This window comes from uncultured Campylobacter sp. (assembly GCF_947255105.1).
Classification (GTDB): Bacteria; Campylobacterota; Campylobacteria; order Campylobacterales; family Campylobacteraceae; genus Campylobacter_B.
This window is the reverse complement of record NZ_CAMYFP010000002.1, coordinates 39,272-66,268: the sequence shown is the minus strand read 5'-3', so window position 1 is coordinate 66,268 and position 26,997 is coordinate 39,272. Positions and strand designations below refer to the sequence as shown.

Genomic DNA, 26,997 nt, shown 5'->3' with positions numbered 1-26,997 from the left:
GATAATCATCTCTTAAATTTACAGAGCCGCAAAAGCTTCAAATTTAACAGCTGCAACTCACTTGCCAAATCTTTTCATATACTCGATAAACTCACTCTTTAACCGCTCTTCCCTTTGGTATTTGCTCTCTGTTTGATTGGAGCTCTCTTTGGCCTCTTTTTTTGCCAGATTTGACTCTTTTTTCTCAAGCTCTTTTTTTATCTCTTTTAAGTCATTGAAAAAATCATTCATCTTTGCCTGCCTCTTTTTGTGCTCTTTGCTCTTTTAGTCTTCTAATGGCGGCCGCTATGGCAGCTATCGTCTCATCTGGGTTGGTGATGTCTTCATCTTTGGTATTGGCTAGAAGTGAGGTCATATTTTTTTCTATATAGGAGGTATCAAAAAAGCCTCTTCTAAAGTCCCTTCCCCTGCTAATCGCCAACAAAAATGGTATCGTAGTTCTAATACCCTCAATGGTAAATTCCTCCAAAGCCCTCTCAAGCTTGCTAATGACTAGATCATAGCTAGTTCCTCTTACAATGAGTTTTGCCAAAAGTGAGTCATAAAATGGCGGCACAGTGTAATCTTTGTAGATGTGACTATCGACTCTAACGCTTGGTCCAAGCGCTGGATAATACTCTGTGATAGTTCCTGGCGCTGGTGCGAAGTTTTTCCAAACATTTTCAGCTGTTATTCTAGCCTCTATTGCAAAGCCTTGAGGCTTAACGTCGCTTTGCTCAATATCAAGTATCTCGCCACCAGCTATGCGGATTTGGCGGACTATAAGGTCAATTCCTGTGATCTCTTCAGTTACGCCATGCTCTACTTGAATTCTTGTATTCATCTCCATAAAATAAAAATTGTTATAGTCATCAAGCAAAAACTCAATCGTTCCAGCATTGGTATATCCAACAGCCTTAGCTGCGGCAACTGCAGTAACTCCCATTGTTTTTCGTAGGTTCTCGCTGATGGTTGGGCAAGGGGCGATTTCGATGATTTTTTGGTGTCTTCTTTGTATGGAGCAATCTCTCTCTGCAAGATGGATAATGTTGCCATAGTTGTCGCCAATGATTTGAAACTCAACGTGTCTTGGATTTTCTACAAGCTTTTCCATAAAAACTTCATCATTGTTAAAGAAAGCCACCGCCTCTCTTTTGCAAGACTCTAAAGATTTTTCAAGATCCTCTTCTTTCCAAACTTCTCGTATGCCTCTGCCGCCACCGCCACCACTTGCCTTTAGTATGACTGGATAGCCAATTTGTTGTGCATATTTTTTAACGGTTTCGATATCTTCGTGATTTAGCTTCTCTGTTCCTGGGACTATCGGTATGCCATTTCGCTTCATAAGATACCTTGCTATGTTTTTGTTGCCCATCTTTCTTATGACGTCGGACTTTGGACCTATAAAGATAAGTCCCGCATCTTCAACCTCTTTTGCAAACTCATAATTCTCACTCAAAAAGCCATAGCCTGGATGTATCGCATCTGCTCCACACGCCTTTGCAACCTCTACTATCCGCTTTGAGTCCAAATATCCACGAATTGGATCAACTCCTATCTCATATGCTTCATCGGCTATTTTTACATGCAGACAATCAACATCAGGCTTTGTATAGATAGCAACGCTTTTTAGATGCAAATCCCTGCACGCTCTTACTATCCTTACAGCAATCTCGCCTCTATTTGCAATTAGTATTTTATGGATCATATCTCTACCTTTTCTTTAGCTAGTGTAAGATGATATTATAATATAGTTTATGAAAAGTTTAATTGGCTTTAAATTTTAGTTTTTGGAAATCTTAAGTTATATTTAGCTACAATCACTCTTTCAATTTAATCGTGCGCCCTTAGCTCAGCTGGATAGAGCATTTGATTGCGGTTCAAAAGGTCAGAGATTCGAATTCTCTAGGGCGTACCACCTTTAAATTTGTCTGTTTTATTACAAAATAGCTCAAAAAGTAGCACAAACAGCTTATTTTAGTAAAAAAAGTATTGTATTTTTAAAAAAAGTATTGTAAAATACCACCACAAACCAATTTAAAGGATTATTTATGAAAAAAGCTGAATTCGTTCAAGTCGTTGCTCAAAAAGCTGGTCTTTCAAAGAAAGATACACTAAGCGTTATTGATGCGACATTAGAGGCCATAACTGAGGCTTTGATTGAGAAAAAAACAGTTAGCTTTATAGGCTTTGGCTCATTTTCAACTGCAAAAAGAGCTGCTAGAGAAGGTAAAGTTCCAGGAACAAATAGAACTTACAAATCACCAGCTACAAATGTAGTGAAATTTAAAGTTGGTAAGCAACTTAAAGACGCTGTTGCAGCCTCAAAAAAATAATAACTTCTAAAACAGAGGGATTTTCCCTCTGCTATGCCCAGGTGGTGAAATTGGTAGACGCACCAGACTCAAAATCTGGCGGAGGCAACTCCGTGCCGGTTCGATTCCGGCTCTGGGCACCATCACAGATTTCTTAATCAATTCTTTTTAATTCTTTTCAGCCGCTAGAATGGGTATTTTAACCATTATTTTTATTTACTGCTATTCTTTTTATATTGCTTCATATTTACAATAAAATTGTATAACTAAAACCACTAAAGTATAAAAGCAAATAAAATGGCAACGCTAACATTTACTCAAGTTAAAAAGCTTAAATGTCTTAATGATAAGAAATTTAAATCTTTTAGTATAGATAGTAACTGTGGCTTACATTTAGTATGTTTTAACACTGGCACCAAGTTATACAGTTTTGATTTAATAAAGCCGCTCTTGCCAATCCAACTTCTGCTTTCATTTGATATTTTTAAGATTTGTTATACAGATAAGTAAGCTTGTGATAAGCAAGAGAGCTTGTAAGTATAAAAAGTTTCCCAAAATAGCGCTCAAAAAGAGAGCTAAAAAGCTAAATTTAGTTGAGTTTGTAAAACTTAACTCTTCTTTACTATGCAAAAGAGAGGTGACATTGAAGATAAAAAGAAACATAGCCACAACTGATGAGAGATATAAAAAATCTATCATCCACACTCTAAAGTTAGCTAAAAATAGCTCACAAACTCCAAGCCCAAAGTAACCTATCGCCATAAAAAGTGTTATTAAAAAATAGATAAAAACATATGCCTTCTTAAGTAAAATGAGATAAAAAAGCTCACGCAGTTTAGCAAAAAGAACCAGTCCAACCGCTATGGCAAAATAGCCTGAAACACTTTTATCATATAAAAAAGCTATCATATATAAAAAAATAAAAAAGATAGCTAGGTTTTTATCGATAAAGTTTGGTATAAAAACTGCATCTTTTATCTCTTTTAATGCCTTGTTTGCGATGACTAAGCTAATTTTAAAGCCAACAATCAAAAGTAAAATTAAGTTTAAATGTAAAAAAAGCTCACTAAATTTCTCATCATAGTTTAAAAAGAGCAAAACTTCAACCAAAAAAAAGCTAAAAAGGCTAAAAGTTATGCTAATGTTTGCTAAATTGCCATCTCTTATCATCAAAAATAGTGCAACAATGGCAAAACTAAGCCAAAAGACTCCAAGCAACAAATATGATAAATTTAGTGCAAAAAAAGATAAAATCAAAGCTAACAAAATGGCAAAATAAAAGGTTATTTTCACTAAAAATAGGGATTTTGTGTAGTTATGCCACGACTTTAGGGCAGTTAGCAAAAAGCCGCTATATGCAAAAGCTGGTGCAATATGCAAAAAGATAAATTTATAGATATCCATCTTTGCCAAGGCAAAACAGACCCCTAGCATCATAGCAACGCAAGATGAGATATAAAATAGTTTCATTGAGTTATCAAAATATCTAGTCATAGTAGATTGTTTCCTTAAATTCGTTATTTATAACGTTTTGTATAAAAGCCATATCTCTGTTTTTAAGACTTTGCTCAATCTCTAAAATTTTATAAACTTTCATTCCTTTTTTGGTCAAAAAGTTGATTTTATGGCTAAGCAAAACAGCTTCAAATCTATCATGAGTTACCAAAATACAAGATAGCTCTTTTTTCTCTACTTTTTGGATTATTAAATTTACTAGCAAATTTTTTAAGTCCATATCAAGTCCGCTAAATGGCTCATCAAGAAGCATTAAATCGGGCTTTGATAGATATGCTCTCATAAAAGCAACTCTTTTTGCCATGCCGCCACTTAACTCATTTGGATATTTATATAGATCTCTTTTTTGAAAACCGACCATTTTTAAGTGATAATATATCTCATCATCGCCAACATCGCTTGCACACAATCTGATATTTTCTAAAACATTTAAGTTGTTTAAGAGGCGATTTTCTTGAAAAAGATAGGTAGTTTTTTCAAATTGGTTTATTATCTCACCTTTTTTAGGCTTTTCTAACTGGCTAATTAGCCTTAAAAGCGTCGTCTTTCCACAACCTGAGGCTCCAAATAGAGTATAAATTTCTCCACTTTTCATTTGAAAATTAAAATCTTTTATAATTGTTTCATTTAAAATATCATATCTTAAATTTCTAACTTCAATCATTTTCATTTTAGCTCTTTTTGCCACGGTATTAGGATTATTGAGAGTGGCTTAATAACTAGATACTCGATAAAGGCGCTAAAGAGTAGGATTATTAGGACAAATGCCATTGTATCGACACTATCTAACATAACTCTTGCATCGGCTATCTTCGCCCCTATGCCGCTATTTGAGCCCAAAAGTTCTGCCATAATTGTTATCTTAACAGCAACAGCAACAGCTAGGCTTAAACTAGACAAAATATATGGCAAAAGATGTGGCACATAGAGAAACTTAAGCTTTTTTAAAAAGCCCAATTTATAAGCCTTAAAGACTTCAGCGCTCTCTTTGCTTATGCTAACAACGCCCAAAAGTGTGTTTGCAAATGTTAGTGGCGTTGTTACCAAAATAGTGGTAAAAAGCGTGCTAACATCGCCAAACCCAAACCAAAAAAGTGCCATTACTATCCAAACAATCGGCGGCATTGATAGTAAAATAGAGATTATTGGTCTTAAAAAGACTCTCATAGTTTTAAAGCAACCTGCAATTAAACCAAGAGTTATGCCAATTATCGATGAGATAAAAAATCCAAAGAAAAAACGATAAAATGTCACATCTATCTCATTTTCTTTGAAATTTAAGATAAGAAAATAGGCTCTTTTAAATGCCTTTTCGGGACTTGGAAGTAAAAATTCATTTAAATTTAAGCTAACAAACTTCCAAACCCCTATCAAGACAAAAATAACTCCGATACTTAAAAATCCGCTATAAAGATAGTCAAATACCCTTATAATTGGATGGCGATCTTTTGCTATGCCATCTATTTTTATCATATAAAAAAGCTCTTATCTGGCAGTTTTGAGCCGATTAGCTTTGGATTGAACTCCATAATGATTTCAAAAAATTTCATCGCCTCGTCTTTGATATCTCTTGCTCTAGTTACACTTAAATTTGGACTTTCTAAGCTTTGAGCAATCGCTGGAACAGGCGCTGGTAGGTAACTTGAGCCAATGTTTGCAGCGCTTTGTTTGTTATTCATAATCCACTTTAGCGCATCTTCCAAATCGCTTTGCAAGATATCAAACAGAGCTCTGTTTTTATCATAATAATCCACATCTACAATAATGCCTGCTTGCGGAATTAGCGGCTTTGTCTTAAAGGCTTCAACCCAAAAATCCAAAAAATCAAATGCTTTGTAGATGGAAAGACCTCTTTGTTTGCCTCTAAGAATAGTTACACTTGCCATTGGTTCTGGCAAAAAAGTCGCATCATAATCTTTTGTCAAAAAGTGCGTAACAGCCTCTGGTGGCGTCGCTGCATAGGAGATATCTATCTTGGAGATATCAATATTTAGCTTTCTAAAAAGCGCCCTAAAGACAATATCTGGCATATCGTTTTTAAAGGGCATTATGAGCTTTTTGCCAATTAGATCCTCTGGAGCTTTTATACTCTTGTCCTTTACCATAAGCCTATTTATGCCATTTGTTAGGTTGTTAAACATCGCGATATTTTGCCCTTGATTTCTTAAATTTACAGCTACATTTGAAGGGCTCATCATCACTTTAAATTTACCGCTTGCAACGCCTGCTCTAAGCTGATCTGGGTTTTTCCAAATTTCTAAGCTTGTGCTAACTTCCCTATTTATCTTGCCTTGCAAAAGTGCAACCGCTATTACTATGCTTGGAAGTGCAGGTGCACCATAAATAGTAAAATTCTCTTTGGCAAATAAATTTGGTGCAAACATAGTTGCCATCAAAGCCGAACTAGTGGTCAAAAACTCTCTTCTTTTCATAAAATATCCTTTAAAAACTTGCGTGAAAACTCATATAAAAGACTCTCCCTGGAGCATTTATAGTCGCACTATCCAAAGCCTCAACATGCTCACCTGTAATAAACTCAGCATACTCTCTATCAAAAATATTATTCACACCCAACCTAAGGCCAAATTTATCTCTGACATTAACTCCGGCGTAGAGATCAAGAGTGGTAAAATCACTATTTTTGTTATCAATCCCAAGCCCTGTTTTTTTATCAAAATCGCCTCTATTTTGCTTTGTAACATATCTAATGGCAGAGCCTATATTATAGCTACCAAAAGTGGCATAATCCATATAATCCAAATTTAAAAGCGCTTCAAATGGGCGGATTTGATAGAGCGCTCTTTTGTCATCGTCGTTTTGTCCATATTTGTAGGAAAGATTTAGTGAAGTGGCAAAATTTGGAGTGAAATTTAACTTTGTATATAAGTTTGTGCTATATATGGTCGCATCAACATTTCTAGTAACTATTCCGCCATTTTTGGCAACAACTCCGCTCTGACCTCTTGCTCTATCAAAAATAATCAAGTCCTTTACCTTGTCTGCCATAACGTATCCGCCAAAGTTTAGTCCAACTCTATTTAATGAGTCTAAATAACTTTTGTAAAATTTACTTTTGACATCGAAGCTAAATTTGATGAAGTTGTGAATCTCAGGCTCTAAGTGCGGATTGCTAATCTTGGAGTTTTGTGGTATTGCTGGAGCAAAAAGCGCTGAAAATCTCTCTGGATTGCTAGGAAGTCTTGAAATCCTAGCTAACTCAACACTATAGCTTTCCAAATTCAAAGGCCTAAAATCATATTTAAATTTCACGTTAAAGAGATTTTGTTTTATGCTACCATCAAAATCAACTCCATAAGTTTGTCTCCATAAAGCCTTTGGGCTTGGAAAAAAAGTGCCACTAACTCTGGGATTTGGTATCATTGCGTCAAATTTCTTCGCCTTAGCGTCGTTGTGGATATATTCAAAACCTAAAGAAAACTTATGATTTTGGCTTGGCTCATAGCTTGTAGAGTTGTAAATTTTATATGTTTTTTGCACAATATCTGGAAAGCGATATCCATTTAAAATATCCCTATTTGGTGCCTTTAGATATCTTTTTGCGATGTGATCATCATAGGCAAAGCTGCCTCCAAAGCTGTTGTGAAAACTATCTAAATCTCTCTCATAGCTAAGTAAAAATTCATAAATATCGCGTCCTACATCAACAAAAACTTTATTTTTAGCTGCCTTTCTTAAAGAAAAGTTGTTGGACTCTCTTTTTAGGTGAATATGGCTTAAGTCAAAAAGCACTGTATTGCTTAAATCCTGCTCGCCAACTCTTGTCTTAAATTTGGTGATATATCTTTCTGTTTTGATGGCGTCTGCTGGGTTGTGCGGCTGTTTGTCATCATCAATATTATCATGTATAAAAACCAACCTATGCTCCAAAAACTCATTTGGTAGATAGCCCAAAACAACAGCTTGATTAAATCTCTCATATCCAAACCAAACTCTGTTGCCGCCGCCATCTTTGTAGCTATTTGCCTTTGTATGGTTGATGTTTAGATTTGTATAGAAGTTGCCACCGCGGTATTTAAAAAGCGCTGAATTGTAAAAACTTTTTCCATAAACTCCCGAACTTATATGAAACTTATCTAAATTTCTATAAACCAAACTTGAAGTGGAAAAATAGTCTTGGCGATTTGGACGATCAAATTGATTTTCCACCATATAACCTTGCGCTATATTTGGCGCTATGGGCTTTGGCGGTGCAAAGCTCTTTAACGGGCCAACTTGAGTTGTGCTGGCTAAATTCTCAGCCATCAAAATAGAACTAAGCGTTAGTGATAGTAAAACTGCTCTTTTCATAGTTAAACTCATAATTTAGTCTATAACCAAAACTAACATCATCTTAAATTTCGTTATGGCTGTTACATTGTGCTTGATGTTTTTAGGAAACACAATTTGCTCTTGCTCTCCTATCTCAAACTCCTCATCCCCAACCATAACTTTGGCTCTACCCTCCAAAGGCACAACCAATGCATCTCCTGGCGCAGAGTGAGGCTTTAGTCCCTCATTGGCGTCAAAAGCCATAAGCATCATTTTCATATTTTTTGTGCTAGCAATATCCAAATTTGAGATGGCACCATCTACATAATCAATCATATTTTTAAGTTCAATGACTCTACCTTTTTCTAAGTTTTTCATCTTTTCCTCCGTTAAATTTATTGTAATTTCTAAAAAAATAGTCTCTTTAATAGCCTCTATACAAAATGGCTCCATAGGAAGACAGACCAAACTATCGCCAACTTTAAGGCGCTTTTTTGCTATCAAAACCTCGCCCTTTAAGATGAGATAAAATTTATACTCACAATAAAGCTCTGTGCTAATATCTGTCTTTTCATCCATATAAAAAAGAGAGATGTCAAATTTGGAGCTAAGCCTTTTAGAGATAGTTTGGTGCCTTACATGAGGCAGCTCTTTTGTTAGGCAAAACTTTTTGCCAATAACTAAATTTCTCATATTTTATATTTTTTTTGAAACAATTGCTATGTAGTTTATGCTTTTGTTGCTTGTGGCTTTTAGCATTTTAGCAAATTGCTCTTTGTTCTCCTCTTTTTGTGCATTTTTATAAAACTTAGCAGCATTTATGGCGCCCTCATCTTTGATAATTGTCTCTTTATCTAGTAAAAGAAACCTACCCATTTTAAAACTTTGCACCTTAAAACCATTTGATTCAAACAACGAAAACCAATCCTCTTTTGTAAGTGGATAGGTGTTCATATTGACAGATTGTGAGAGCTCTTTTTTTATAGAGCTATCTACTATTGCGATGTCGTGAGTTAGTAAAAGTCCGTCTTGCTTTAAAACTCTGTGATATTCTAAAACAGCTCTTTTTTTGTCGTTTGGATTTAACATAGTAAGCATTGCTTCATTGATGACGATATCAAAAGTCGCATCTGGAAATTTTAGATCTTTAGCGTCCATATTAAAAACTTCAATCTCCTTTTCAAAGCCTAATAAATTTAAGTTTTGTCTGCACTCCTGCAACGCTTCATCATCCAAATCTATGGCCTTTACATCGCACTTATACTCATTATATATGCCAATTATATTGTCTGCGTGGTTGCAGCCTACTTCTAAAATTTTGCTGCTTGGCTGAATGTTTGCCTCATTTAAAAGCCACTTTGTAGTAACTCCACCACCTGGTCTAAGTTTGGTTCTGCCTAAATTTTTCATAAAAGTATGACCCAAAATTCTACTGCTCATATCTATCCTTTCAAATTAAATTTGGTATAATTATAATAAATTTGATAACAATTATTAGTTGCTACAGCAACAAAAGGTTAAAAGATGATAGAATTTTTTAAAAATTCCTCTCTGTTTGCTGGAATTGATGAAAATGAGATCAAAAAAATCCTAAATTGCATAGAGTATAGAGTTTTTACTTTTGATAAAAATATCTATTTGTATGATCTAAGCCAAGACTTTAAGGCACTGCTTCTAAAAGATGGCGTTGTTGATATCATCTCTTTGGAAAAAAGGGAGATAATTGACGATAGACTTATGGCTGGGGATAGTTTGGTCTATGACTTTGGCAAAAGTGATAAGCGGTTTTTAAGGACAAAGAGAAAATCTACTTTGATCTCTATGGATATTGGGACAATTTTTGATGACAATAAAAGAAACTGCCAACACAAAACTATCTTTATGCAAAACCTAATAAAAGATCTAAATAAATTTATGAGTCATCTCTCATTTAAGCTAAATATCTACTCGAAAACACATCTTAGAGATAGGATTTTACTCTTTTTAAACAGCGAAAGGGAGAAAACTGGTTCAAATTTGATAAAACCCATTTTCAATCAAGAAGACCTAGCAAAATACCTATCTTGCAATAGATCTGCACTTTCAAGAGAGTTTTATCTCATGGAAAAAGAGGGTATTATAAAGATAAAAAATAGAGAAATTTGGCTTAATGAGAGTTAAATTTCAAAGCTATTCATTTCTTAAAGTGTCAAGCACATCTATTTTTGTTGCTTTATATGCTGGATAATAGGACGAGATAAAGACTATAACAATAGCTCCAAAAACTATCATAAAGAGATCTTTTAGTGAAAGCTCCAATGGAAGTCTTGAGCTGCCATAGACATCGGCTGGAAGATCGATGATATCAAAACTTCCAAGAAGAAAAACAGCCAAAAGTCCCAAAATCAGTCCAAAGACAATACCGCCACCTCCTATGATGGAACCAAGTGCGAAAAAGACCTTTTTTATCTCTTTTTTAGATGCGCCAAGCGAAAGAAGAAGTGCAATCTCTTGTCGTCTGTTCATAATATTCATCAAAAGCGAGCTAATTATATTTAGGCTTGCAACCAATATTATCAACATCAAAACTATAAAAAGCGCCCTTTTTTCAAGTGCCAAAGCTTCAAAAAAATTGCCATTTTGCTCCCACCAACCAACTACTTTTAAATTATCTGGCAAAAACTCTCTTATCTTTGTAATATCATCAAATGGCTTAGAAGAATAAACATGCAGCCCATCATAAAAACCTTCCTTATATCCAAGAACCTTTGCGAGATCTTTTATATCAACATAAAGATAGCTCTTATCATAAGCAATAAGTCCAGAAGAAAAACTAGCCCTTACATCAAATCTCTTCATCTTTGGAATAAGCGAAAAACCACTTGGATCGGCGCTTGTAAAGATGAGTGTTAGTTTATCGCCATTACCAAGCAAAAACTCATCCATCAAACCTTTGCCTATCAAAATGCCAAAGTTGTCTAAATTTGCCCTCTCTATACCATCTTTTACGACGCTATTTATCTCTATCTCATCTTTTATATTGACACCAAAAACAAGTCCGCCCTCCAAATGGCTGCCACTTCTTGAGATGGCTTGCGAGCTAATATAGGGGCTAAATTTCAAAGTGGTAAATTTCTCTCTTGCCTTTAGTAAAAAATCGTCATTTAGCCCACCTTTATAAACACTATAGATGGTCAAAGGATAGTTCATAGTAAAAAGTTTGTGCTCAAACTCTTTGTCAAAGCCATTCATAATAGCCATCGCCACTATCAAGACAGTTAGCCCAACTCCAACACCTAAAAACGCCAAAATGGCACAAAGTGTAATAAATGGCTGAGTTTTATCGAAGCGCAAATATTTAAACAAAAGATATCTAATCAAACATTTTCCTTAGCAAAAACGCCCTTTCTTGGGCCACTTTTACCGTGACACTCTTTGTATTTTTTGCCACTTCCGCAAGGGCAAGGTTCATTTCTACCAATCTTTTTCTCAACTCTTATAGGCTTTGTAACGCTCTCATCGCCGCCACTTATCTTCTCTTTGGCAGCCATCTCTTGACGTTTTTGCTCCTCTTTAAGAAGTGCAACTCTCTCTTGATAGGCTCTCTCTTCTGCCTCAATCTCCTCTTTTGTCTTAAATCTTATAGCATATATTGTTCTTATGCTGTCGCATTTGAGCCTATTTACCAGTTCCATAAAGAGATTGTAACTCTCTTTTTTATACTCAACTAATGGATCTTTTTGGTTGTAGCCTCTAAGTCCGATACCTGTTTTTAGGATATCCATCTGATAGAGATGTTCTCTCCAGTCCTTATCAACTACTTGCAAATAGAGCATCTTTTCTACATTTTTTCTCTGCTCGCCATCTAAAATAGACATCTTCTCATCATATCTTTGTTTTAGAGTCTTTGCGATATTTAAGACAAGTTCATTGTAATCTTTTATATTTTTTAACTCATCTATGTTAAGTGTTTCGCCCAAATCAGTCTCAAAAGCCTTTATGATAGCCTTATAGTCAAACTCCTCTTTTAAACCATCATCATCTATATCAATGCTAGATAAAGTAGTTTTTATATAGTCGAGTCTATTTTGATCTATCTTTTCACTAAGATCAAATTTAGGATCTAAAAGCTCATTTCTATATCGATAAATTGTCTTTCTCTGCTCATTTGCAACATCATCATACTCAAGGATATATTTTCTTGACTCAAAATGTAGGCTCTCAACCTTTTTTTGAGCATTTTCAACAGATCTTGTAACCATTTTGGACTCGATACTCTCGCCCTCTTTTATGCCAAGTCTCTCCATGATAGAAACTATCCTATCACTTCCAAAAATCCTAAGCAAAGCATCTTCCAAACTTAGATAAAATCTACTAACTCCAGGATCGCCCTGTCTGCCAGATCTTCCTCTTAATTGGTTGTCAATACGCCTACTTTCGTGTCTTTCAGTGCCTATGATATAAAGTCCGCCAAGTTTTCGCACCTCATCATCTATCTTGATATCAACTCCACGTCCAGCCATATTTGTAGCTACTGTAACAGCGCCCTTTGCACCGGCTCCTGCGATGATCTGTGCCTCTTTTTCGTGGTTTTTAGCATTTAGCACAGAGTGGGGAATTTTGGCCTCTGTAAGAAGCTTGTGCAACATCTCACTTTTTTCTATAGAGGCCGTTCCAACGAGCACTGGCTGACCAATAGCATGAACTCTTTTTATCTCCTCTATAACGGCATTGTATTTCTCTCTTTCGCTTTTATAGATAAGATCGTTTTTATCCGCTCTTACAACAGGGACATTTGTCGGAATAGAGATAACTTCAAGGTTATAAATTTGAGAAAACTCTGTTGCCTCTGTTTGAGCAGTTCCAGTCATGCCTGCAAGTTTGTCATAGAGTCTAAAATAGTTTTGGAATGTAATATCGGCTAAAGTTTGGCTCTCTTCTTGAATTCTAACGCCCTCTTTTGCCTCTAAAGCTTGATGAAGTCCCTCACTAAAACGTCTTCCTTCGCTTAGTCGTCCAGTAAATTCATCAACTATTACTATCTCGCCATCTCTTACAACATAATCAACATCTCTTACAAAAAGATAGTTTGCTTTCAAAGCTTGGTCTAAATAGTGGCTAAGAATGGCATTATCAAGGCTATAGAGGTTATCCACGCCAAAGAGCTCTTCAGCCTTTTGAATACCGGCTTCTGTTAGCATAGCGGTTTTGTTCTTTTCATCTATGGTAAAATCGCCCGTAGCTTTGTCTTGTGGGGTTTTGGCAGGCTCGCCTTTGATGAGCTTTTTGGCAACTTCATTTGCCTTAACATAGCCATCTAATGTCCTATTGGTCGGACCTGAGATTATCAAAGGAGTTCTTGCCTCATCTATCAAGATACTATCAACCTCATCGACTATTACAAAGTTATGTTCTCTTTGGACCTTATCTTCTATGCTAAATTTCATATTGTCACGAAGATAGTCAAATCCAAACTCATTGTTTGTTCCATATGTAACATCACAGTCATAGGCAGCTTTTCGTTTGGCATCATCATACTCTCCGCCAACTATAACTCCAGTGCTAAGTCCTAAAAAGCTATAAATTTCGCCCATCTGTTTGGCATCTCTTTTGGCTAGATAGTCATTTACTGTAACAACATGCACCCCTTTACCAGTTATGGCGTTTAGGACTACAGGCAGTGAAGCAACAAGTGTCTTTCCCTCGCCAGTCTTCATCTCTGCAATATTGCCATCGTGAAGTACCATACCGCCTATTAGCTGCACATCAAAATGTCTCATATCAAGCACTCTAACGCTTGTCTCTCTAACTATTGCAAAGACGTCATAAAGCACATCATCTAAAGTTTTTTTGCCAGATTTTACTTCATCTTTTATGGTTGCAAAAGCCTCTTTTAGCTCATCATCACTCAACTTCTTATATTTTGGCTCTAAAGCATTGATACTAGCAACTTTAGTTGCATATTTTTTAACAATCCTGTCGTTTTTAGTTCCAAAAATTGCTTTAAATATATTAAACATATAACACCTTATAAATTTTTTTAATTAATGATTTTAACATATAATAGACAATAGTGTTATGAAATTTAAAGGATTTAAGATGAAAAAAATTGTTTTGTTGATGGCGGTAATGGCTTTTTCTTTTGCAAGCAATCTTGAGTTTAAAACTCTAAGAGCCAACTTTATACAAAATGTAAACACAAAAGAGTCCTCTTTGAGCTATGAAGGGAGCTTTATCATAGATGTAAATCACGCCTTTTGGCACTACAAAAGTCCATATCTAAAAAAGTTTTATTTTCAGCAAAATACAATTACTATAATAGAGCCAGAGTTAGAGCAAGTAATCATCACAAAGATGAATAAAATGCCAAATTTGATTGAAATCTTACATAGTGCAAAGCAAGATAGAGATGATAGCTCACTTTATAGCGCCACCTATGAGGGAGTGACTTATAAGGTAAAGATGAGTGCAAATTTGCCAGTTAAAATTTGGTATAGAGACTCTCTTGATAATGATGTTGTTATAAATTTAAAAGATGTTATAAAAGATAGAGCCATAACCGACTTTGAAATTTTTACTCCAAAAATCCCAAATGGCTATGACATAATATATCAGTAAATTTAGAGGCAAGAAGTTGGATTATAAAAGTCCAACCTCTTTTTTAAGCCTATTTGCATAAATTTCTCTTATTTGCTTTGTATATTTTCCAATCTTTGCACCATTTATTGTCTTCCCGTCTGCTTTGATTACTGGAAGTAGGATAAGAGTTGCTGCACTTATAAAGCACTCATCTGCACTATAAACTTCTTGCATGCTAAAAGCTCTCTCTTCTATTTTTAAGCCACTCTCTTTTGCAATATTTAAGATAACCTTTCGCCTAATGCCTGGTAAAATTTCATTTGATAGCGCTCTGGTTATGAGAGTGTCATCTTTTATGATAAAGGCACTTGAGCTGCTTCCCTCTGTTACAAAACCATCTTCAACCATAAAAGACTCATAAGCACCGGCTTTGTGGGCTTTTGTTTTGGCATAACACTGTGCCAATAAAGAGATAGACTTTATATCTCTTCTCTTCCATCTAATATCTTCAGTGCTAACTACCTCAATACCGCTATTTGCCAAAGGATTGTTTAAAATATCCTTTTGATAGACAAAGGCAAAACAGGTAGGCTTTAGTCCCTCCAAAAAACAAAACTCTCTAGGTGCCACTCCTCTAGTTATCTCTATATAAGCACCGCCTTCTTTTATGTTGTTTTTTGCTATAAGAGTATAAAGCATCTCTTCTATCTCATCGTTTGACATAGGAAGTTTTAGCTCTATCTTTTTTAGGCTTGCCTCAAATCTTTGCCAAAAATTGTCTCTATCGGCAAGTTTGCCATTTAATATCGGCACAACTTCATAAATACCATCGCCAAAGATAAAACCTCTATCAAAAGCGCTCACTTTTGCTCTCTTTGCCTCGCAGTAGTCACCATTTAAAAAAACTATACCGTCCAATACATCTTCCATATTTTGTCCTTATTTAAATTTGTAAAATTGTATCAAAAATTATAAAATTCAGTCCAGTTAAAAAAATATTTGATAGAATAAAAGACAAAAAAAGAAGCAAAATATGGATAAAAAAACCTTAAAAGATAAAATTGTCAGCAGTATGTTTGTAATCTCTAAAAAACCTGTGCTTTTTAGAGATTTGTTAGAGGCAAATGCTATGTTTAACGAGGGTATGCTTGTAGATCCTAGCAAACTTAACTTCCGCTTTTTATATGGCAAGTCATATGTGATTTTTGGCTTTTTCTGCCTCTCTGTTTTGGCGCCATTTTTTCTCATAACTCACCGCTATTTTACTAAGATAAATGTCCATTTTTCTATCATCCTTACCATACTTATCACATCTTTCATCTTTATATTTTTTGATGTTTTTAAGGCGTGGGCTAGAAAAGAGCTTACAAAAAGGCTTATAAAAGAGGCTTGGAAGCTTCATTTTCCATACTTTCCATATGAAAAATACTCAAGCAAGGTAGAGCTAATCTACAATGAAGCTTTACAAAAAAAGATTCAAAGAACAAATTTGGAGCAGTATGTTTTGGATAGGATTGTAAAGGAAGATTAGAGCTTTTCTATCTTTTCAAAACTCTCTTTTATCTTTGTTGCACTCTTTTGTTGCAAAACTATGGCATCGTTTAGTCTTGTTGCGTAACGTGCTATCTCGTTGCTATTTTTTATAAAACCATCAAACAAAACAGAGAGATTGTGTAGCTGTCCCTTTACCTCTTTTATGTTTTTTGCCATAAGCTCTGTCCCTCTTACTGACTTTTGTGTGTAGATGATGTTTGAAAAGGTCATTGGCGAGGCTAAAAAAACTCTATGCCTAAAGCAGTAATTATAAATCTCCTCATCTTGGGAACAAATATAGCTATATATCGCCTCACTTGGTATAAAAATCAAGGCATAATTTAGCGTAACGCCCTCTATGATGTATTTGTCTGAAACATCTTTTATCTGTTTTCTTATGGTTGCAAAGAGCGCTTTTTTGGCATCTTCTTGCTCTTTTTTATCATCTGTATTTAAAATCTTGCTATAGGCAATAAGTGAAAACTTTGAATCAATACAAAGAAGCTTCTCTTTGCTTACAATAAGTGCAAAATCAGCAATAGTTCCATTTGGAAGTCTTTGCTGAGTGCTATAAAAACGTCTATCATCACCATAGATGAAATTTAAAATCTTTTGGCACTCAAACTCACCTATTGTCCCAAAGTGCTTTGGGTTGGAAAAGAGTTTATTTAGCCTAACTAGCTCATCTTTTAGTGATAAATTTAGCTCTGAGAGGGCGTCTAGTCTTGAAATCTTTTCAGCCATAAGAGTGAAATTTGAGTTGATATTTTTCAAATTTGAGTTGAGTTTTAAATCTATATTTGAGTTTGAGGTCAAAAAATCCCTGCTAAAATCTACAAATTTATCTGATATATTTTCATTTATTGCTCTAAGTAGCTCTTGATTGCGCCAAATTTGCTCATCTAACTTTTTTCTACTTTGCCAACTAAACAGACCAAAAAGCAAAATAACGATAGAAAAAACTGCCACCAAACTAACAAAAACTAACTCACTCATACTCATCAACCTTAAGCTGATCTAAAATATCTTGCTTATATCTTATTAACTCAATTTTATGCTTTAACTCCCTATTTTCCTCTATCAAAACCTCTTTTTGAGTGCGTAGTTCAAAGATACTTCTGCTCAAAAGATAGATCTCATTTTTGATTGAAATAACTGGTATTGTAAAGATAAAGATAGAGCCAACGATAAGATAGGCAATAGCTAGATCTCTGATAGTCAAGTTCTCATTCAAACTAGCCCCTTTTTATATGAAAAACTCTAAGCTTTGAAGAGCTGCTTCTTGGGTTGGACGCCAACTCTGCAGGTGATGGTCTAAGTGGTTTTTTGGTAACTGCTTCGCCGATAGAATGGTTATTCCCGCACTCACACCTAATGGCAAACTCTGGACAGATACAACTTGTTTGCCACTTTTTAAATTTATTTTTTACAACTCTATCTTCAAGAGAGTGAAAAGTTATGATAGCAACTATGGCGTTGTTGATACTCGAGTTTTCTATACCATCAAGAAGGGCATTTAACTCATCAAGTTCTCTATTTACCTCTATTCTTATGGCTTGAAATACTAAAGTTTGCATCTTTAATTTTCTATTTTGTATCTTTATGCCATTTACAATATCTGCTAACTCTTTTGAACTAACAATCTCTTTGTTAGCTCGGTATTTAACTATCCTATCTGCCACTATATGGGCATTTGGTATCTCACCATACTCACAAAATATCCTAACTAACTCATCTTTGTTATAGCCATTTACAACCTCTTTTGCACTAAGAGAGTCACTTTGATCCATTCTCATATCAAGCTTACTGCTGCCAAAACCAAAGCCTCTGCCGTCTTTGTCTATTTGCAAAGATGAAAGCCCAATATCTGCCAATACTCCACTAACTCTGCCAAAATCAAGCTCTTTAAAAATTTGTGAATATCTTTGATGATGAAAGGTTATCCTATCTTGATAGTTAGCCACTCTTTTTTTAGTGAAATTTATAGCTTCAATATCTCTATCAAAGGCGGCTATTTTCATATTGGGATAGCTATTCAAAAGTGCCAAAGTATGTCCGCCATATCCAAGAGTACAATCAACAACAAGACCATCTTTGACAGGCAAAAACGCCTTAACAACTTCATCTAATAAAACTGGCGTGTGAGGTATTTGCAAAATTTATCCTATATTATCCTAATTTGACTGATTTTTGTATAATAGCAAAATATTACTAAAAAGGTTAAACTTATGGAGTCAATTTCTGATTTTCAAAGCTCTTTGGTTGAGATGAAAAATGTCTCATTATCTATGTTTAGAAAGGGATTTTTTGGTATTTTTCATGGCTCAATTTCAAGAAAAATAGATAGCAATAAATTTATAATCAACAAAAAAGATGCTATATTTGACAGCCTTAGCGTTGAAGATATGATACTTCTTTATACAAAAAAAGATTATAGATGGAATGATGCAAGTTCTGATAGCGATATTCATCTAAATATCTACAAAAACATTCCAGAAGCTAAATTTGTCTGCTATGCAATGCCCGCTAACACCATAGCCTACTCTTTAGTCTCATCTAAAATTTATCCGCAAGACTATTTTGGTTATTTAAATTTCAAAAAGATTAAAATTTACGATATGAAACAGATTGATGATTGGTATGAAAGAGCCCCATTTGAAATATATAAATATATGATTGAAAATCAAACAAACATAATAGTTATTAGAGGTTATGGCGTCTATGCCTATGCAAGAACTCTCTATGAGTTGGCTAAAAACGTTGCTTTGCTTGAAAATAGTTGCAAGTTGCTGCTGCTTAAAAACCTGATAAACAACTAACTAACGTTAGTAAAAAAATTTAGAGATAGCACTCCCACTTTAAGCTATTTTAAGATAGTTTTATATACAATTTAGTAAATTTTTGTTAGCAAAAGGTGATTGATGATTAATTGGATGCAAAAAAGAAAAAATTATCTCATACCAACTATATGGATAAGTGCTATAGCCTTTATTGGTGCTGGATTGGTTGGTTGGGGTTCATATGATTTTAACAAAGCAAGAGCAACATCTGTTGCAAAGATAGGAAAACTAACAGTTAGTGGCGCTGAACTAAACCAACGATATAGCCAGCTTTTTAACAGCTATCAAGAGATGAGTGATGGCAAATTTAACAAAGAGTTAGCTCAAGAGATGGGACTAGATCAAATCGCTCTAAATGAACTTATAAGAGAGGCGTTACTTTTAAATCTTGCCAAAGATTTGGGTATAGAGGTAAGCGATGATGAAGTTGTTAAATTTATCGCCGCACAACCTGCATTTACCAAAAATGGCAAGTTTGACCTAGACAGTTATCACTATTTTCTTAGAATGAGTGGCCAAAAAGCAAAGGAATTTGAAGCTTCTCAAGCAAAAGCTGTCGCTCTAATGAAGCTTTATAACGCCATTATGACTCCACCTACCAATGAAGAGTTAGAGCTCTTTAACTCTGTCTTTTTTATGCAAGATAGAGTTGAGATAAAAGAGATAGATATTAATGCAAATGAGATCTCTTTTGGCGAAGATGAGATAAAAAAATTTTGGGATGAGCATAAAAACAACTACCTAACAACAAAAAGTTATGAGATAGCAGCTTATGAGCTTGAGCCACAAGAGCTAAATGCAACCAAAGATGAGTTGGAAAATTTCTACTCTAGCAACAAAAATCTCTATATAGATAAAACAAGTGATGAGATATTGCCTTTTGAGAAGGTAAAAGAGAGAGTGCTAGAGGACTTTAGACTAAATGCTAGCAAAAGCGATGCACTAAAACTCTATTTAGATCTTAAAAATGAAAAATTAACTTTCAACAAAGAGATGAAAATCTATGTAGATGATAAGAACTTTCCAATAGACGAGCTAACAAACAGCAAAGTTGGCGAGCTCAAAAAACCAATTATCTACAACGACAAATACCTTATCTTTGAAGTTAAAAAGATAAATGAGCCTATGGTTAAAGAGTTTGATAGTGCAAAAGAGCAGGCAAAGCAAGATTTGCAAAATACTCTTTTATTGCAACATCTCCAAGCTACTGCTCTAAAGACTCTAAAAGAGGGTTTTGTAGGCAAGGACTTAGGGTTTGTTGATGTTGAGAGCAGTGTAGATGGACTAAGCAGCGATGAGTCATATCACTTTTTAGCAACAGTTTTTAATGGCGACAAGATGGAGGGCTTTGTTCCGCTTAGCAACACTAAAGCAATCGTATATAAAATAACAGATCAAAAGCTTGGTAATGAGGAGAAATTTAACAAATACAAAAATGAGATGATTGGCAAAGTTAGCTCTGTTAAGGATAGTGAGCTACTAGGCGAGCTTTTGGACTCTTTACAAAAAAGATATCCTATAGAAAGATATTATAAAGGTGGTAAAGTTGAGTGATTTTGTACTTGGGCTAGATATTGGCTCATATGAGATAAAGGCTAATATAGCCAAATTTGAAGATGATAACTTTACAATATGTGGCATTGGTAAAGCAAAGACTACTGGCATTAAAAAGGGTGTTATTACAAATATTGAGCAAGCTTCAAAAGCGATAAAAAAAGCTGTAAAAGAGGCTACAAAAAGCTCAGGCACTAGATATGATAAGGCAATTGTTTCTATATCTGGCGCCTATACCAAATATACAAAATCAGCAGGCGTTATAAACGTTCCAAACGAAGAGATTGGTTTGGCTGAGATTAGACGTGCTATACAGATGGCTGAACACAATGCTAGCATACCAAATGACTATGCAAAACTCCATATTTTGCCTTATAAATTTAAAGTTGATGAGCAAGATCACATAGAAGATCCACTTGGAATGAGTGGCTCTAGACTTGAAGTTGGAGTTCATATAGTAACAGCGCCCAAAAGCTCAATCAAAAATCTTGAAAAGTCCGTTCAAATGGCTGGAGTTGAGATAGACAATATTGTGCTATCTGGCTATGCATCAGCTATTGCAACTCTTACAAAAGAGGAAAAAGAGCTTGGAGTTTGCGTCATTGATATGGGTGCTTCAACTTGTGATATGGTGGTGCATATTGGCAATTCGCTTGTACATAATGATGTGTTGCTTATCGGTTCATCAAACATAACAAATGACCTATCAAAAGCCCTTCATACACCTTTGGCGCAAGCTGAAAATGTCAAAACTAGCTACTCAAAACTCATCGATGCCAACTGCAAAAATGTCGAGCTATCAACTCTTGGCAACGAAAACAAAAAGACAAATGTTAGTATGGATATCATCACAAATATCATCTATGCTAGGATTGAAGAGACTTTGATGATACTTTTAGCTCAGCTTGAAAAGAGCAAATTTATAGATAAGCTTGGTGCAGGTATCGTTCTAACAGGTGGAATGGCAAAACTAGATGATATAAGAGCGCTAACCGCTGCTATCTTTAACAATCTACCTGTAAGAGTGGCTACACCGCGTCAAGCAGATGGACTTTATGAGATCTCTAGTAATCCTGCAAATAGTTGTGTTATAGGTCTTTGCCTTTATGGGGCTGGCGAATTTACGCCATATGAGATAGATTCAAATGCAGAGCTTAGATATAAAAATGAAGTTAGAAAGTTAGATTGTGAAAACGAACTTCTAGCAGATAAAGAAAATAGTCAAAATGAGCAAAACTATAACAACTTAGTAATAGAAGAAAATAACGATCAAAAAAGTGGTGGTAATTTTATAACAAAAATTATCAATTCAATAATAAACAAAATAAAAGAATCTTTTTAGAGGGGTAAATTATGAGTGGATTTAGTGTAGAAGACAACAAAGGCGTATATGGAGCCAAAATAAAGGTCATTGGCGTTGGAGGCGGTGGTGGAAATATGGTAAACCACACCATAAGAGAGGGTTTTGACAAAGTTGAGATGGTAGTTGCAAATACAGATGCACAAGCACTTGATAGATCTCTTGCAAAAACCAAAATCCAACTAGGTGCTATGAAAACCAAAGGTCTTGGCGCAGGTATGAATCCTGATCTTGGCAAAGAGGCGGCTGAAGAGAGCTACGACATAATAAAAGATGCTTTAGAATACTCTGATATTGTCTTTATTGCATCTGGATTTGGTGGTGGAACTGGAACTGGAGCTGCTCCTGTAGTGGCAAGAGCTGCCAAAGAAAACAAAGCATTGGCAATTGGAGTTGTAACTACGCCTTTTGATTTTGAGGGCAAAAAGAGAATGAGGTTGGCACTTGAGGGAATTGAGGAGCTCAAAAAAGAGTGTGACTCCATCATCATAGTTTCAAACCAAAAACTCATCTCTTTGATAGATAGAAAAGGTGGCATCAAAGACTGCTTTAAAACAGTAGATAATGTCTTATCTAGAGCAGTAATTGGAATGAGCTCTATCATACTTGACTCAGGCGATGACAATATCAACCTTGACTTTGCAGATGTAAAAAAGGTTATGTCACATAGAGGACTAGCGCTTATGGGTCTTGGCGTGAGTGAGGGCGATGAAGCACCACAAGAGGCGCTAAAAGATGCTATTGACTCTCCACTTCTAAATGAGATGAATATAGAGGGTGCTTTGGGACTACTTATACACTTTAAATTTCACCCTGACTGCCCATTTTATGATATAACTGAGGCAATGACAATGGCTAGGGATTTAGTTCATGAAGAGGCTGATATTATATTTGGAACAACTTATGATGAAACTCTTAAAAACAATAGAGTTGAAGTAACTCTCATAGCAACAGGTTTTGAAGAAAAAAAAGCATTAGAAGACAATGCAAAGCCTGAGCCGACCAATGAAGATATTAGAAAAGAGCATTTTGAAAGAAGACTTAAAAAAATAAGCGGAGAAAACTTCAATAGTGATGATATCTATGATGAGTTGGAGAAGCCAAGCTATTATAGAAATCGTATGGACTAATTCAAATTTACCCACTCAAATTTGGTCTAAATTTCACATTTAGACCAAATGCCTAAAATTTACTACCATTTAAATATCTAAATTTCAAATAGCTAGAAGAATAAATCTCTTCTAGCTCCAAAATCTTAATGTAAAAAGTGCCTAATGCCTGTAAAATACATACTCATATTGTGCTTATCGCACTCATCTATGACTTCGCTATCTCTTATGGAACCGCCTGGTTGGATAATGTTTTTAACGCCAGCTTTTGCAGCAATCTCTATGCTATCACTAAAAGGGAAAAAAGCCTCACTAGCCAAAGATGAGCCACAAAGATCAATTCCTAAATCTTTTGCTTTGGTAACTGCCGCTCTTGCAGCATCTACTCTACTTGTCATTCCCATACCAATGGCGACCATCGCTCTATCTTTGACATAGACAACACAGTTGGATTTGGTAAGTGCAGCTATCTGCCACGCCATCTTTAAGTCCTCAAACTCGTCTTTACTCGCTGCTCTTTTGCTAACTTGCTTTGAGTTTTTGACTTCATCTTTTTTAACATAATCTCTTTGTTGATAGACAAATCCGCCATCTACAAACTTAAAGTCATATTTATCATTTTCACGCACCAAGTAGTCACTCTCTTGACTAAAAATCTTAGTTCGCTTTTTGTCACTATAGACTTCAAGTGCCTCATCTGTTACATTTGCAGCAATAATTACCTCAATAAATATCTCTTTCATCTTAAGAGCTAGCTCTTTGTCTAACGTGCCATTTATTGCTACAACTCCGCCATATGCTGAGATTGGATCGCACCTAAGTGCTGCTTCATAGCTTTTTAAAAGTGTATCTCTTATGGCAAATCCGCATGGATTGGCATGTTTGCAAATGCTTACTGCCTTTTCTTTTCCAAAGCTGCTAGCAAGCATTAAAGCACCGTGAATATCAGTCATATTGTTAAAACTTGCTTCGCCTTTAAGTGTCTTAAAGTGCTTGCTAAAAAAGTCTTCAAACTGATAAAGCGCACCTTTTTGATGAGGATTTTCGCCATATCTTGTATCAAAAACCTTACTACCATAGATAAATTTAACAGCACCAAAACCACCATTAAATCGCTCATTCATATAGTTTGCTATCATGCTATCATAACTTGCTGTATGCTCAAATGCCTTTATCATAAGCTCTTTTCTAAACTCATAATCATCACTCTCATTTTTCAAAGCCTCAATAACTCTATCATAGTCTTTTACATCTGTAACTATCAAAACATCTTTAAAATTTTTAGCGGCACTTCTAACCATTGTTGGTCCGCCAATATCAATATTTTCTATAATCTCGCCAAAATCATCGGTTCTTTTTGTAGCAGCCTTGAAAGGATATAAATTTACGCAAACTAGGTCAATACCTTCAATACCAAACTCTTTTGCCTCTTTTTGATGGATGGGATTGTCCCTTTTGTATAAAATGCCGCCATGCACCTTTGGATGGAGAGTTTTTACTCTTCCCTCAAACATCTCAGGGCTTTTTGTCCATTTACTAACTTCGATAGTATTTATACCACTATCTGTCAAAAGTCTATAGGTCCCTCCAGTAGAAAGTATCTCAAATCCAAGTTCATCAAGCTCTTTTGCAAACTCAACCACCCCATTTTTATCACTAACACTTATTAAAGCTCTCATAACAATCCTTTCAATCTAATCTGCTTTTTATATAAGATCTTTTGTGACTATCTTTTTAAACTCATTAAAATAGAGCTCTTTTAACTTAGATAGCTCTATCTCTACATCATTTAGCACAAATTTGGACTCTTTTTTACAACTTCCCAAAACTTGCCAAGATAGTCCATATTTTTTCATAAGTTTTTGAAATTTATCCATCTCTTTCACGCCAACAATGGCTCTTGAAAAGCTCTCATCAAATATATCTATCTCCTCTTTACAATCCATCTTAAATTCCCCACCGACATCGCCAACTGCCGCCATCTTTGCAAGAGTTATAGCAACTCCGCCAACTCCAACAGAGTTTGCAAAGCCAAGTAGATTTTCGCTGTTTGCCTCTATTGCAAAGTCCCAAAGTGCTTTCTCTTTTTCATAGTCTATCTTTGGTAATACACCAAAAATCTCACCATAGACCTTTTGTTGATAAAGTGATCCTGCAAAAACTCCCTTAGTATCGCCTATAAGGACAACTTCAAAGCCTTCTTTTAAGGTAGATGGTAAATTTTTACCTTCATTTATACCAACACAAGCTATCGCAGGAGTTGGCTGAATGCTTTTTAAATCAGTCTCGTTATACAGACTCACATTTCCGCTAACTACTGGCGTATTTAACTTTGTGCAAGCCTCTTTTATACCATCACATCCCATCATAAATTGCCACATAACTTCTGGATTTTCAGGGTTGCCGTAGTTTAGACAATCAGTTATCGCAAGTGGTTTTGCGCCACTCATCGCCACTTTTCTACCAGCTGTTGCAACAGCCAAAGCAGCTCCAACAAATGGATCGATATAGTTCATTTTGGTATTGCACTCCATTCCCATGGATAAGAGCTTGCCATTTTCTTTGATTCTTAAAACTGATGCACCAAGAGAGCCGGGAGCTTTTACTGTATTTGTCCCAACAAATGCGTCATATTTATCGTAGATGTAGGATTTATTTAGAATATTTGGATCTTTTAAAAGTTTTAAAAATAGCTCTTGGTTGTTAATGGCTACTTTTTTGCCTTTGTGATTGGCAATTTCATCTAAATATGCAGGTTTTTTGGTAGGTCTATTTAAAACAGGAGCAGCTTTACTAAGTGGATCTATAGGAATCTCTCCAACTAACTCATCATGCCAGAAAAGCTCCATCTTGCCACTATCTGTAACCTCTCCAATGATTTTAGCTTCAAGCTCCCACTTCTCAAATATCTCTTTAACTCTCTTTTGGCTGCCCTTTTTTATGCAGATAAGCATTCTCTCTTGAGATTCACTAAGCATGAGCTCATAAGGTGTCATTGCCCTTTCTCTTTGCGGAACTTTATCCAAGTAGAGCTTCATTCCGCTTCCACTTCTACCAGCCATCTCAAAGCTACTTGATGTAAGTCCTGCAGCGCCCATATCTTGGATACCAACCACACAATCACTCTTAAAAAGCTCTAAGCAAGCCTCCATAAGAAGCTTTTCAACAAATGGATCTCCAACTTGAACAGTAGGTCTAAGTGAGTTGTTTTCTTCGCTAAAGCTATCGCTTGCCATAACAGCGCCACCAAGACCATCTCGTCCAGTTTTGCTACCTGCATACAAAACAAGGTTTCCAACGCCCTCTGCCTTGCCATAGAAAAGTTCATCACTTTTACAAATGCCAAGCCCAAAGGCATTGACTAAAATATTGCCATTAAAGCTCTCATCAAATGTTGTCTCGCCGCCAATTGTTGGCACACCAAGAGAGTTGCCATAGCTAGATATTCCATCACTTACACCTTTTACAAGGTATCTTTGGTATCTGTTGTTTTCTATATCGCCAAAACGAAGTGAGTTCATACTTGCCTCAACTCTAGCACCCATTGTAAAGATATCTCGGCAAATACCTCCAACACCAGTCGCTGCCCCTTGAAATGGCTCTATAAAACTTGGGTGGTTGTGACTTTCCATTTTAAAAACAGCTGCAACTCCATCGCCACAATCAATAACACCAGCATTCTCGCCAGGACCTTGCAACACCCAAGGTGCTTTTGTAGGGAAGTTAAGAAGATATTTTTTGCTTGATTTGTAAGAGCAGTGCTCGCTCCACATAGCAGAAAAGATTCCAAGCTCAAGTAAATTTGGCTCACGCCCCAAAATCTCAACTATTTTTTTATACTCATCATCACTAATTTTATGTGCATCGATAACCTCTTTTTCCATTGTCGCCTCTCTTATGAAATTTCTATTATTTTAGTTAAATTTAGTTTAAAAAATTATATAAAGAACAATAACCAAATTTAG

Annotated in this window: 25 protein-coding genes and 2 tRNA genes; 10 read left to right on the top strand and 17 right to left on the bottom strand. The window is 35.5% G+C overall.

What is annotated here, in order from left to right:
• Positions 1 to 57: 57 nt before the first annotated feature.
• Together Q0X52_RS01945 and Q0X52_RS01940 are read right to left on the bottom strand one after the other, a co-directional pair.
• Positions 58 to 231 (bottom strand): hypothetical protein, encoded by a 174-nt coding sequence (locus tag Q0X52_RS01945; RefSeq protein WP_297574140.1) that lies wholly within the window; start codon positions 229 to 231, stop codon positions 58 to 60.
• Entirely contained in the window at positions 224 to 1,687 is a 1,464-nt protein-coding gene (locus Q0X52_RS01940) for an acetyl-CoA carboxylase subunit A (RefSeq protein ID WP_297574139.1), read from the bottom strand. The genes Q0X52_RS01945 and Q0X52_RS01940 overlap by 8 nt, the downstream gene beginning before the upstream one ends.
• Positions 1,688 to 1,820: 133 nt before the next feature.
• Here Q0X52_RS01940 and Q0X52_RS01935 point away from each other — a divergent pair.
• From Q0X52_RS01935 to Q0X52_RS01925, 3 genes are all read left to right on the top strand, one after another.
• A tRNA-Arg gene (locus tag Q0X52_RS01935) sits at positions 1,821 to 1,897 on the top strand.
• A gap of 133 nt (positions 1,898 to 2,030) precedes the next feature.
• On the top strand, positions 2,031 to 2,315 hold the full coding sequence (locus Q0X52_RS01930) for an HU family DNA-binding protein (RefSeq protein ID WP_297574138.1): 285 nt from the start codon (positions 2,031 to 2,033) through the stop codon (positions 2,313 to 2,315).
• Positions 2,316 to 2,350: 35 nt separating this feature from the next.
• Positions 2,351 to 2,437 (top strand) — tRNA-Leu (locus Q0X52_RS01925).
• 328 nt (positions 2,438 to 2,765) lie between these two features.
• Here Q0X52_RS01925 and Q0X52_RS01920 read toward each other — a convergent pair.
• Genes Q0X52_RS01920 through Q0X52_RS01890 form a run of 7 tightly spaced genes read right to left on the bottom strand, consistent with a single transcriptional unit; the run spans position 2,766 to position 9,518 of the window.
• Positions 2,766 to 3,788, bottom strand: coding sequence for an NnrS family protein (locus Q0X52_RS01920; protein WP_297574137.1), 1,023 nt, complete (start codon positions 3,786 to 3,788; stop codon positions 2,766 to 2,768).
• On the bottom strand, positions 3,781 to 4,479 hold the full coding sequence (locus Q0X52_RS01915) for an ATP-binding cassette domain-containing protein (RefSeq protein ID WP_297574135.1): 699 nt from the start codon (positions 4,477 to 4,479) through the stop codon (positions 3,781 to 3,783). Before Q0X52_RS01915 ends, Q0X52_RS01920 begins: the two co-directional genes overlap by 8 nt.
• Positions 4,476 to 5,282 carry an ABC transporter permease gene (locus tag Q0X52_RS01910; protein WP_297574133.1) on the bottom strand — a complete coding sequence of 269 codons (807 nt, stop codon included), beginning with the start codon at positions 5,280 to 5,282 and terminating at the stop codon, positions 4,476 to 4,478. Before Q0X52_RS01910 ends, Q0X52_RS01915 begins: the two co-directional genes overlap by 4 nt.
• Complete coding sequence (locus Q0X52_RS01905) at positions 5,279 to 6,241, bottom strand: ABC transporter substrate-binding protein (protein ID WP_297574131.1); 963 nt, start codon at positions 6,239 to 6,241, stop codon at positions 5,279 to 5,281. Before Q0X52_RS01905 ends, Q0X52_RS01910 begins: the two co-directional genes overlap by 4 nt.
• 10 nt (positions 6,242 to 6,251) lie before the next feature.
• The gene (locus tag Q0X52_RS01900) at positions 6,252 to 8,117 is read right to left on the bottom strand and encodes a TonB-dependent receptor (protein ID WP_297574129.1); all 1,866 of its coding nucleotides are present in this window, start codon (positions 8,115 to 8,117) and stop codon (positions 6,252 to 6,254) included.
• A 15-nt stretch (positions 8,118 to 8,132) separates the two neighbouring features.
• The gene (locus tag Q0X52_RS01895; protein WP_297574127.1) at positions 8,133 to 8,771 is read right to left on the bottom strand and encodes a cupin domain-containing protein; all 639 of its coding nucleotides are present in this window, start codon (positions 8,769 to 8,771) and stop codon (positions 8,133 to 8,135) included.
• Between the two features lie 3 nt (positions 8,772 to 8,774).
• On the bottom strand, positions 8,775 to 9,518 hold the full coding sequence (locus Q0X52_RS01890; protein ID WP_297574125.1) for a class I SAM-dependent methyltransferase: 744 nt from the start codon (positions 9,516 to 9,518) through the stop codon (positions 8,775 to 8,777).
• An 84-nt stretch (positions 9,519 to 9,602) separates the two neighbouring features.
• On the opposite strand from Q0X52_RS01890, the gene Q0X52_RS01885 reads away from it, so the two are divergent.
• A complete protein-coding gene (locus Q0X52_RS01885; protein ID WP_297574123.1) occupies positions 9,603 to 10,238 on the top strand; it encodes a Crp/Fnr family transcriptional regulator in 636 nt (211 codons plus the stop codon).
• Positions 10,239 to 10,247: 9 nt separating this feature from the next.
• Here the strand turns inward: Q0X52_RS01885 and Q0X52_RS01880 are convergent, their stop codons facing one another.
• Both Q0X52_RS01880 and secA read right to left on the bottom strand, forming a co-directional pair.
• Positions 10,248 to 11,438 (bottom strand): ABC transporter permease, encoded by a 1,191-nt coding sequence (locus Q0X52_RS01880; protein ID WP_297574120.1) that lies wholly within the window; start codon positions 11,436 to 11,438, stop codon positions 10,248 to 10,250.
• Positions 11,435 to 14,077 carry a preprotein translocase subunit SecA gene (secA, locus tag Q0X52_RS01875; protein WP_297574118.1) on the bottom strand — a complete coding sequence of 881 codons (2,643 nt, stop codon included), beginning with the start codon at positions 14,075 to 14,077 and terminating at the stop codon, positions 11,435 to 11,437. Before secA ends, Q0X52_RS01880 begins: the two co-directional genes overlap by 4 nt.
• Before the next feature lie 79 nt (positions 14,078 to 14,156).
• Between secA and lolA the strand changes: the two genes are divergently transcribed.
• Entirely contained in the window at positions 14,157 to 14,675 is a 519-nt protein-coding gene (gene lolA / locus Q0X52_RS01870) for a LolA-like outer membrane lipoprotein chaperone (protein WP_297574116.1), read from the top strand.
• Positions 14,676 to 14,696: 21 nt separating this feature from the next.
• On the opposite strand, the gene Q0X52_RS01865 is transcribed toward lolA, so the two are convergent.
• Positions 14,697 to 15,566 (bottom strand): D-amino acid aminotransferase, encoded by an 870-nt coding sequence (locus Q0X52_RS01865; RefSeq protein ID WP_297574114.1) that lies wholly within the window; start codon positions 15,564 to 15,566, stop codon positions 14,697 to 14,699.
• 103 nt (positions 15,567 to 15,669) lie between these two features.
• Between Q0X52_RS01865 and Q0X52_RS01860 the strand changes: the two genes are divergently transcribed.
• The gene (locus tag Q0X52_RS01860; protein WP_297574112.1) at positions 15,670 to 16,167 is read left to right on the top strand and encodes a hypothetical protein; all 498 of its coding nucleotides are present in this window, start codon (positions 15,670 to 15,672) and stop codon (positions 16,165 to 16,167) included.
• On the opposite strand, the gene rmuC is transcribed toward Q0X52_RS01860, so the two are convergent.
• The 3 genes from rmuC to rsmH are packed head-to-tail and all read right to left on the bottom strand — an operon-like array spanning position 16,164 to position 18,325.
• Positions 16,164 to 17,165 carry a DNA recombination protein RmuC gene (gene rmuC / locus Q0X52_RS01855; RefSeq protein WP_297574110.1) on the bottom strand — a complete coding sequence of 334 codons (1,002 nt, stop codon included), beginning with the start codon at positions 17,163 to 17,165 and terminating at the stop codon, positions 16,164 to 16,166. The genes Q0X52_RS01860 and rmuC overlap by 4 nt on opposite strands.
• A complete protein-coding gene (locus Q0X52_RS01850) occupies positions 17,158 to 17,403 on the bottom strand; it encodes a hypothetical protein (RefSeq protein WP_297574107.1) in 246 nt (81 codons plus the stop codon). The genes rmuC and Q0X52_RS01850 overlap by 8 nt, the downstream gene beginning before the upstream one ends.
• Before the next feature lies 1 nt (position 17,404).
• On the bottom strand, positions 17,405 to 18,325 hold the full coding sequence (gene rsmH, locus Q0X52_RS01845; protein ID WP_297574105.1) for a 16S rRNA (cytosine(1402)-N(4))-methyltransferase RsmH: 921 nt from the start codon (positions 18,323 to 18,325) through the stop codon (positions 17,405 to 17,407).
• Positions 18,326 to 18,397: 72 nt separating this feature from the next.
• Between rsmH and Q0X52_RS01840 the strand changes: the two genes are divergently transcribed.
• From Q0X52_RS01840 to ftsZ, 4 genes are all read left to right on the top strand, one after another.
• Positions 18,398 to 18,988, top strand: a complete 591-nt coding sequence (locus Q0X52_RS01840) for a class II aldolase and adducin N-terminal domain-containing protein (protein ID WP_297574103.1) — start codon at positions 18,398 to 18,400, stop codon at positions 18,986 to 18,988.
• A 102-nt stretch (positions 18,989 to 19,090) separates the two neighbouring features.
• Entirely contained in the window at positions 19,091 to 20,563 is a 1,473-nt protein-coding gene (locus Q0X52_RS01835) for a peptidylprolyl isomerase (RefSeq protein ID WP_297574101.1), read from the top strand.
• Entirely contained in the window at positions 20,556 to 21,905 is a 1,350-nt protein-coding gene (ftsA, locus tag Q0X52_RS01830) for a cell division protein FtsA (protein WP_297574099.1), read from the top strand. Before Q0X52_RS01835 ends, ftsA begins: the two co-directional genes overlap by 8 nt.
• An 11-nt stretch (positions 21,906 to 21,916) precedes the next feature.
• Positions 21,917 to 23,053: a cell division protein FtsZ gene (ftsZ, locus tag Q0X52_RS01825; protein ID WP_297574097.1), complete on the top strand. Its 1,137-nt coding sequence runs from the start codon at positions 21,917 to 21,919 to the stop codon at positions 23,051 to 23,053.
• 125 nt (positions 23,054 to 23,178) lie between these two features.
• On the opposite strand, the gene purH is transcribed toward ftsZ, so the two are convergent.
• Entirely contained in the window at positions 23,179 to 24,711 is a 1,533-nt protein-coding gene (gene purH / locus Q0X52_RS01820) for a bifunctional phosphoribosylaminoimidazolecarboxamide formyltransferase/IMP cyclohydrolase (RefSeq protein WP_297574095.1), read from the bottom strand.
• Between the two features lie 27 nt (positions 24,712 to 24,738).
• Positions 24,739 to 26,916 (bottom strand): phosphoribosylformylglycinamidine synthase subunit PurL, encoded by a 2,178-nt coding sequence (gene purL, locus Q0X52_RS01815; protein ID WP_297574093.1) that lies wholly within the window; start codon positions 26,914 to 26,916, stop codon positions 24,739 to 24,741.
• Positions 26,917 to 26,997 lie beyond the last annotated feature (81 nt).

Bases quoted from the DNA above. Each gene is read 5' to 3' on its own strand.
- Q0X52_RS01945 (WP_297574140.1), bottom strand. From the start codon at position 231: ATGAATGATTTTTTCAATGACTTAAAAGAGATAAAAAAAGAGCTTGAG.
- Q0X52_RS01940 (WP_297574139.1), bottom strand. From the start codon at position 1,687: ATGATCCATAAAATACTAATTGCAAATAGAGGCGAGATTGCTGTAAGG.
- Q0X52_RS01930 (WP_297574138.1), top strand. From the start codon at position 2,031: ATGAAAAAAGCTGAATTCGTTCAAGTCGTTGCTCAAAAAGCTGGTCTT.
- Q0X52_RS01920 (WP_297574137.1), bottom strand. From the start codon at position 3,788: ATGACTAGATATTTTGATAACTCAATGAAACTATTTTATATCTCATCT.
- Q0X52_RS01915 (WP_297574135.1), bottom strand. From the start codon at position 4,479: ATGAAAATGATTGAAGTTAGAAATTTAAGATATGATATTTTAAATGAA.
- Q0X52_RS01910 (WP_297574133.1), bottom strand. From the start codon at position 5,282: ATGATAAAAATAGATGGCATAGCAAAAGATCGCCATCCAATTATAAGG.
- Q0X52_RS01905 (WP_297574131.1), bottom strand. From the start codon at position 6,241: ATGAAAAGAAGAGAGTTTTTGACCACTAGTTCGGCTTTGATGGCAACT.
- Q0X52_RS01900 (WP_297574129.1), bottom strand. From the start codon at position 8,117: ATGAAAAGAGCAGTTTTACTATCACTAACGCTTAGTTCTATTTTGATG.
- Q0X52_RS01895 (WP_297574127.1), bottom strand. From the start codon at position 8,771: ATGAGAAATTTAGTTATTGGCAAAAAGTTTTGCCTAACAAAAGAGCTG.
- Q0X52_RS01890 (WP_297574125.1), bottom strand. From the start codon at position 9,518: ATGAGCAGTAGAATTTTGGGTCATACTTTTATGAAAAATTTAGGCAGA.
- Q0X52_RS01885 (WP_297574123.1), top strand. From the start codon at position 9,603: ATGATAGAATTTTTTAAAAATTCCTCTCTGTTTGCTGGAATTGATGAA.
- secA (WP_297574118.1), bottom strand. From the start codon at position 14,077: ATGTTTAATATATTTAAAGCAATTTTTGGAACTAAAAACGACAGGATT.
- lolA (WP_297574116.1), top strand. From the start codon at position 14,157: ATGAAAAAAATTGTTTTGTTGATGGCGGTAATGGCTTTTTCTTTTGCA.
- Q0X52_RS01865 (WP_297574114.1), bottom strand. From the start codon at position 15,566: ATGGAAGATGTATTGGACGGTATAGTTTTTTTAAATGGTGACTACTGC.
- Q0X52_RS01860 (WP_297574112.1), top strand. From the start codon at position 15,670: ATGGATAAAAAAACCTTAAAAGATAAAATTGTCAGCAGTATGTTTGTA.
- rmuC (WP_297574110.1), bottom strand. From the start codon at position 17,165: ATGAGTGAGTTAGTTTTTGTTAGTTTGGTGGCAGTTTTTTCTATCGTT.
- Q0X52_RS01840 (WP_297574103.1), top strand. From the start codon at position 18,398: ATGGAGTCAATTTCTGATTTTCAAAGCTCTTTGGTTGAGATGAAAAAT.
- Q0X52_RS01835 (WP_297574101.1), top strand. From the start codon at position 19,091: ATGATTAATTGGATGCAAAAAAGAAAAAATTATCTCATACCAACTATA.
- ftsZ (WP_297574097.1), top strand. From the start codon at position 21,917: ATGAGTGGATTTAGTGTAGAAGACAACAAAGGCGTATATGGAGCCAAA.
- purH (WP_297574095.1), bottom strand. From the start codon at position 24,711: ATGAGAGCTTTAATAAGTGTTAGTGATAAAAATGGGGTGGTTGAGTTT.
- purL (WP_297574093.1), bottom strand. From the start codon at position 26,916: ATGGAAAAAGAGGTTATCGATGCACATAAAATTAGTGATGATGAGTAT.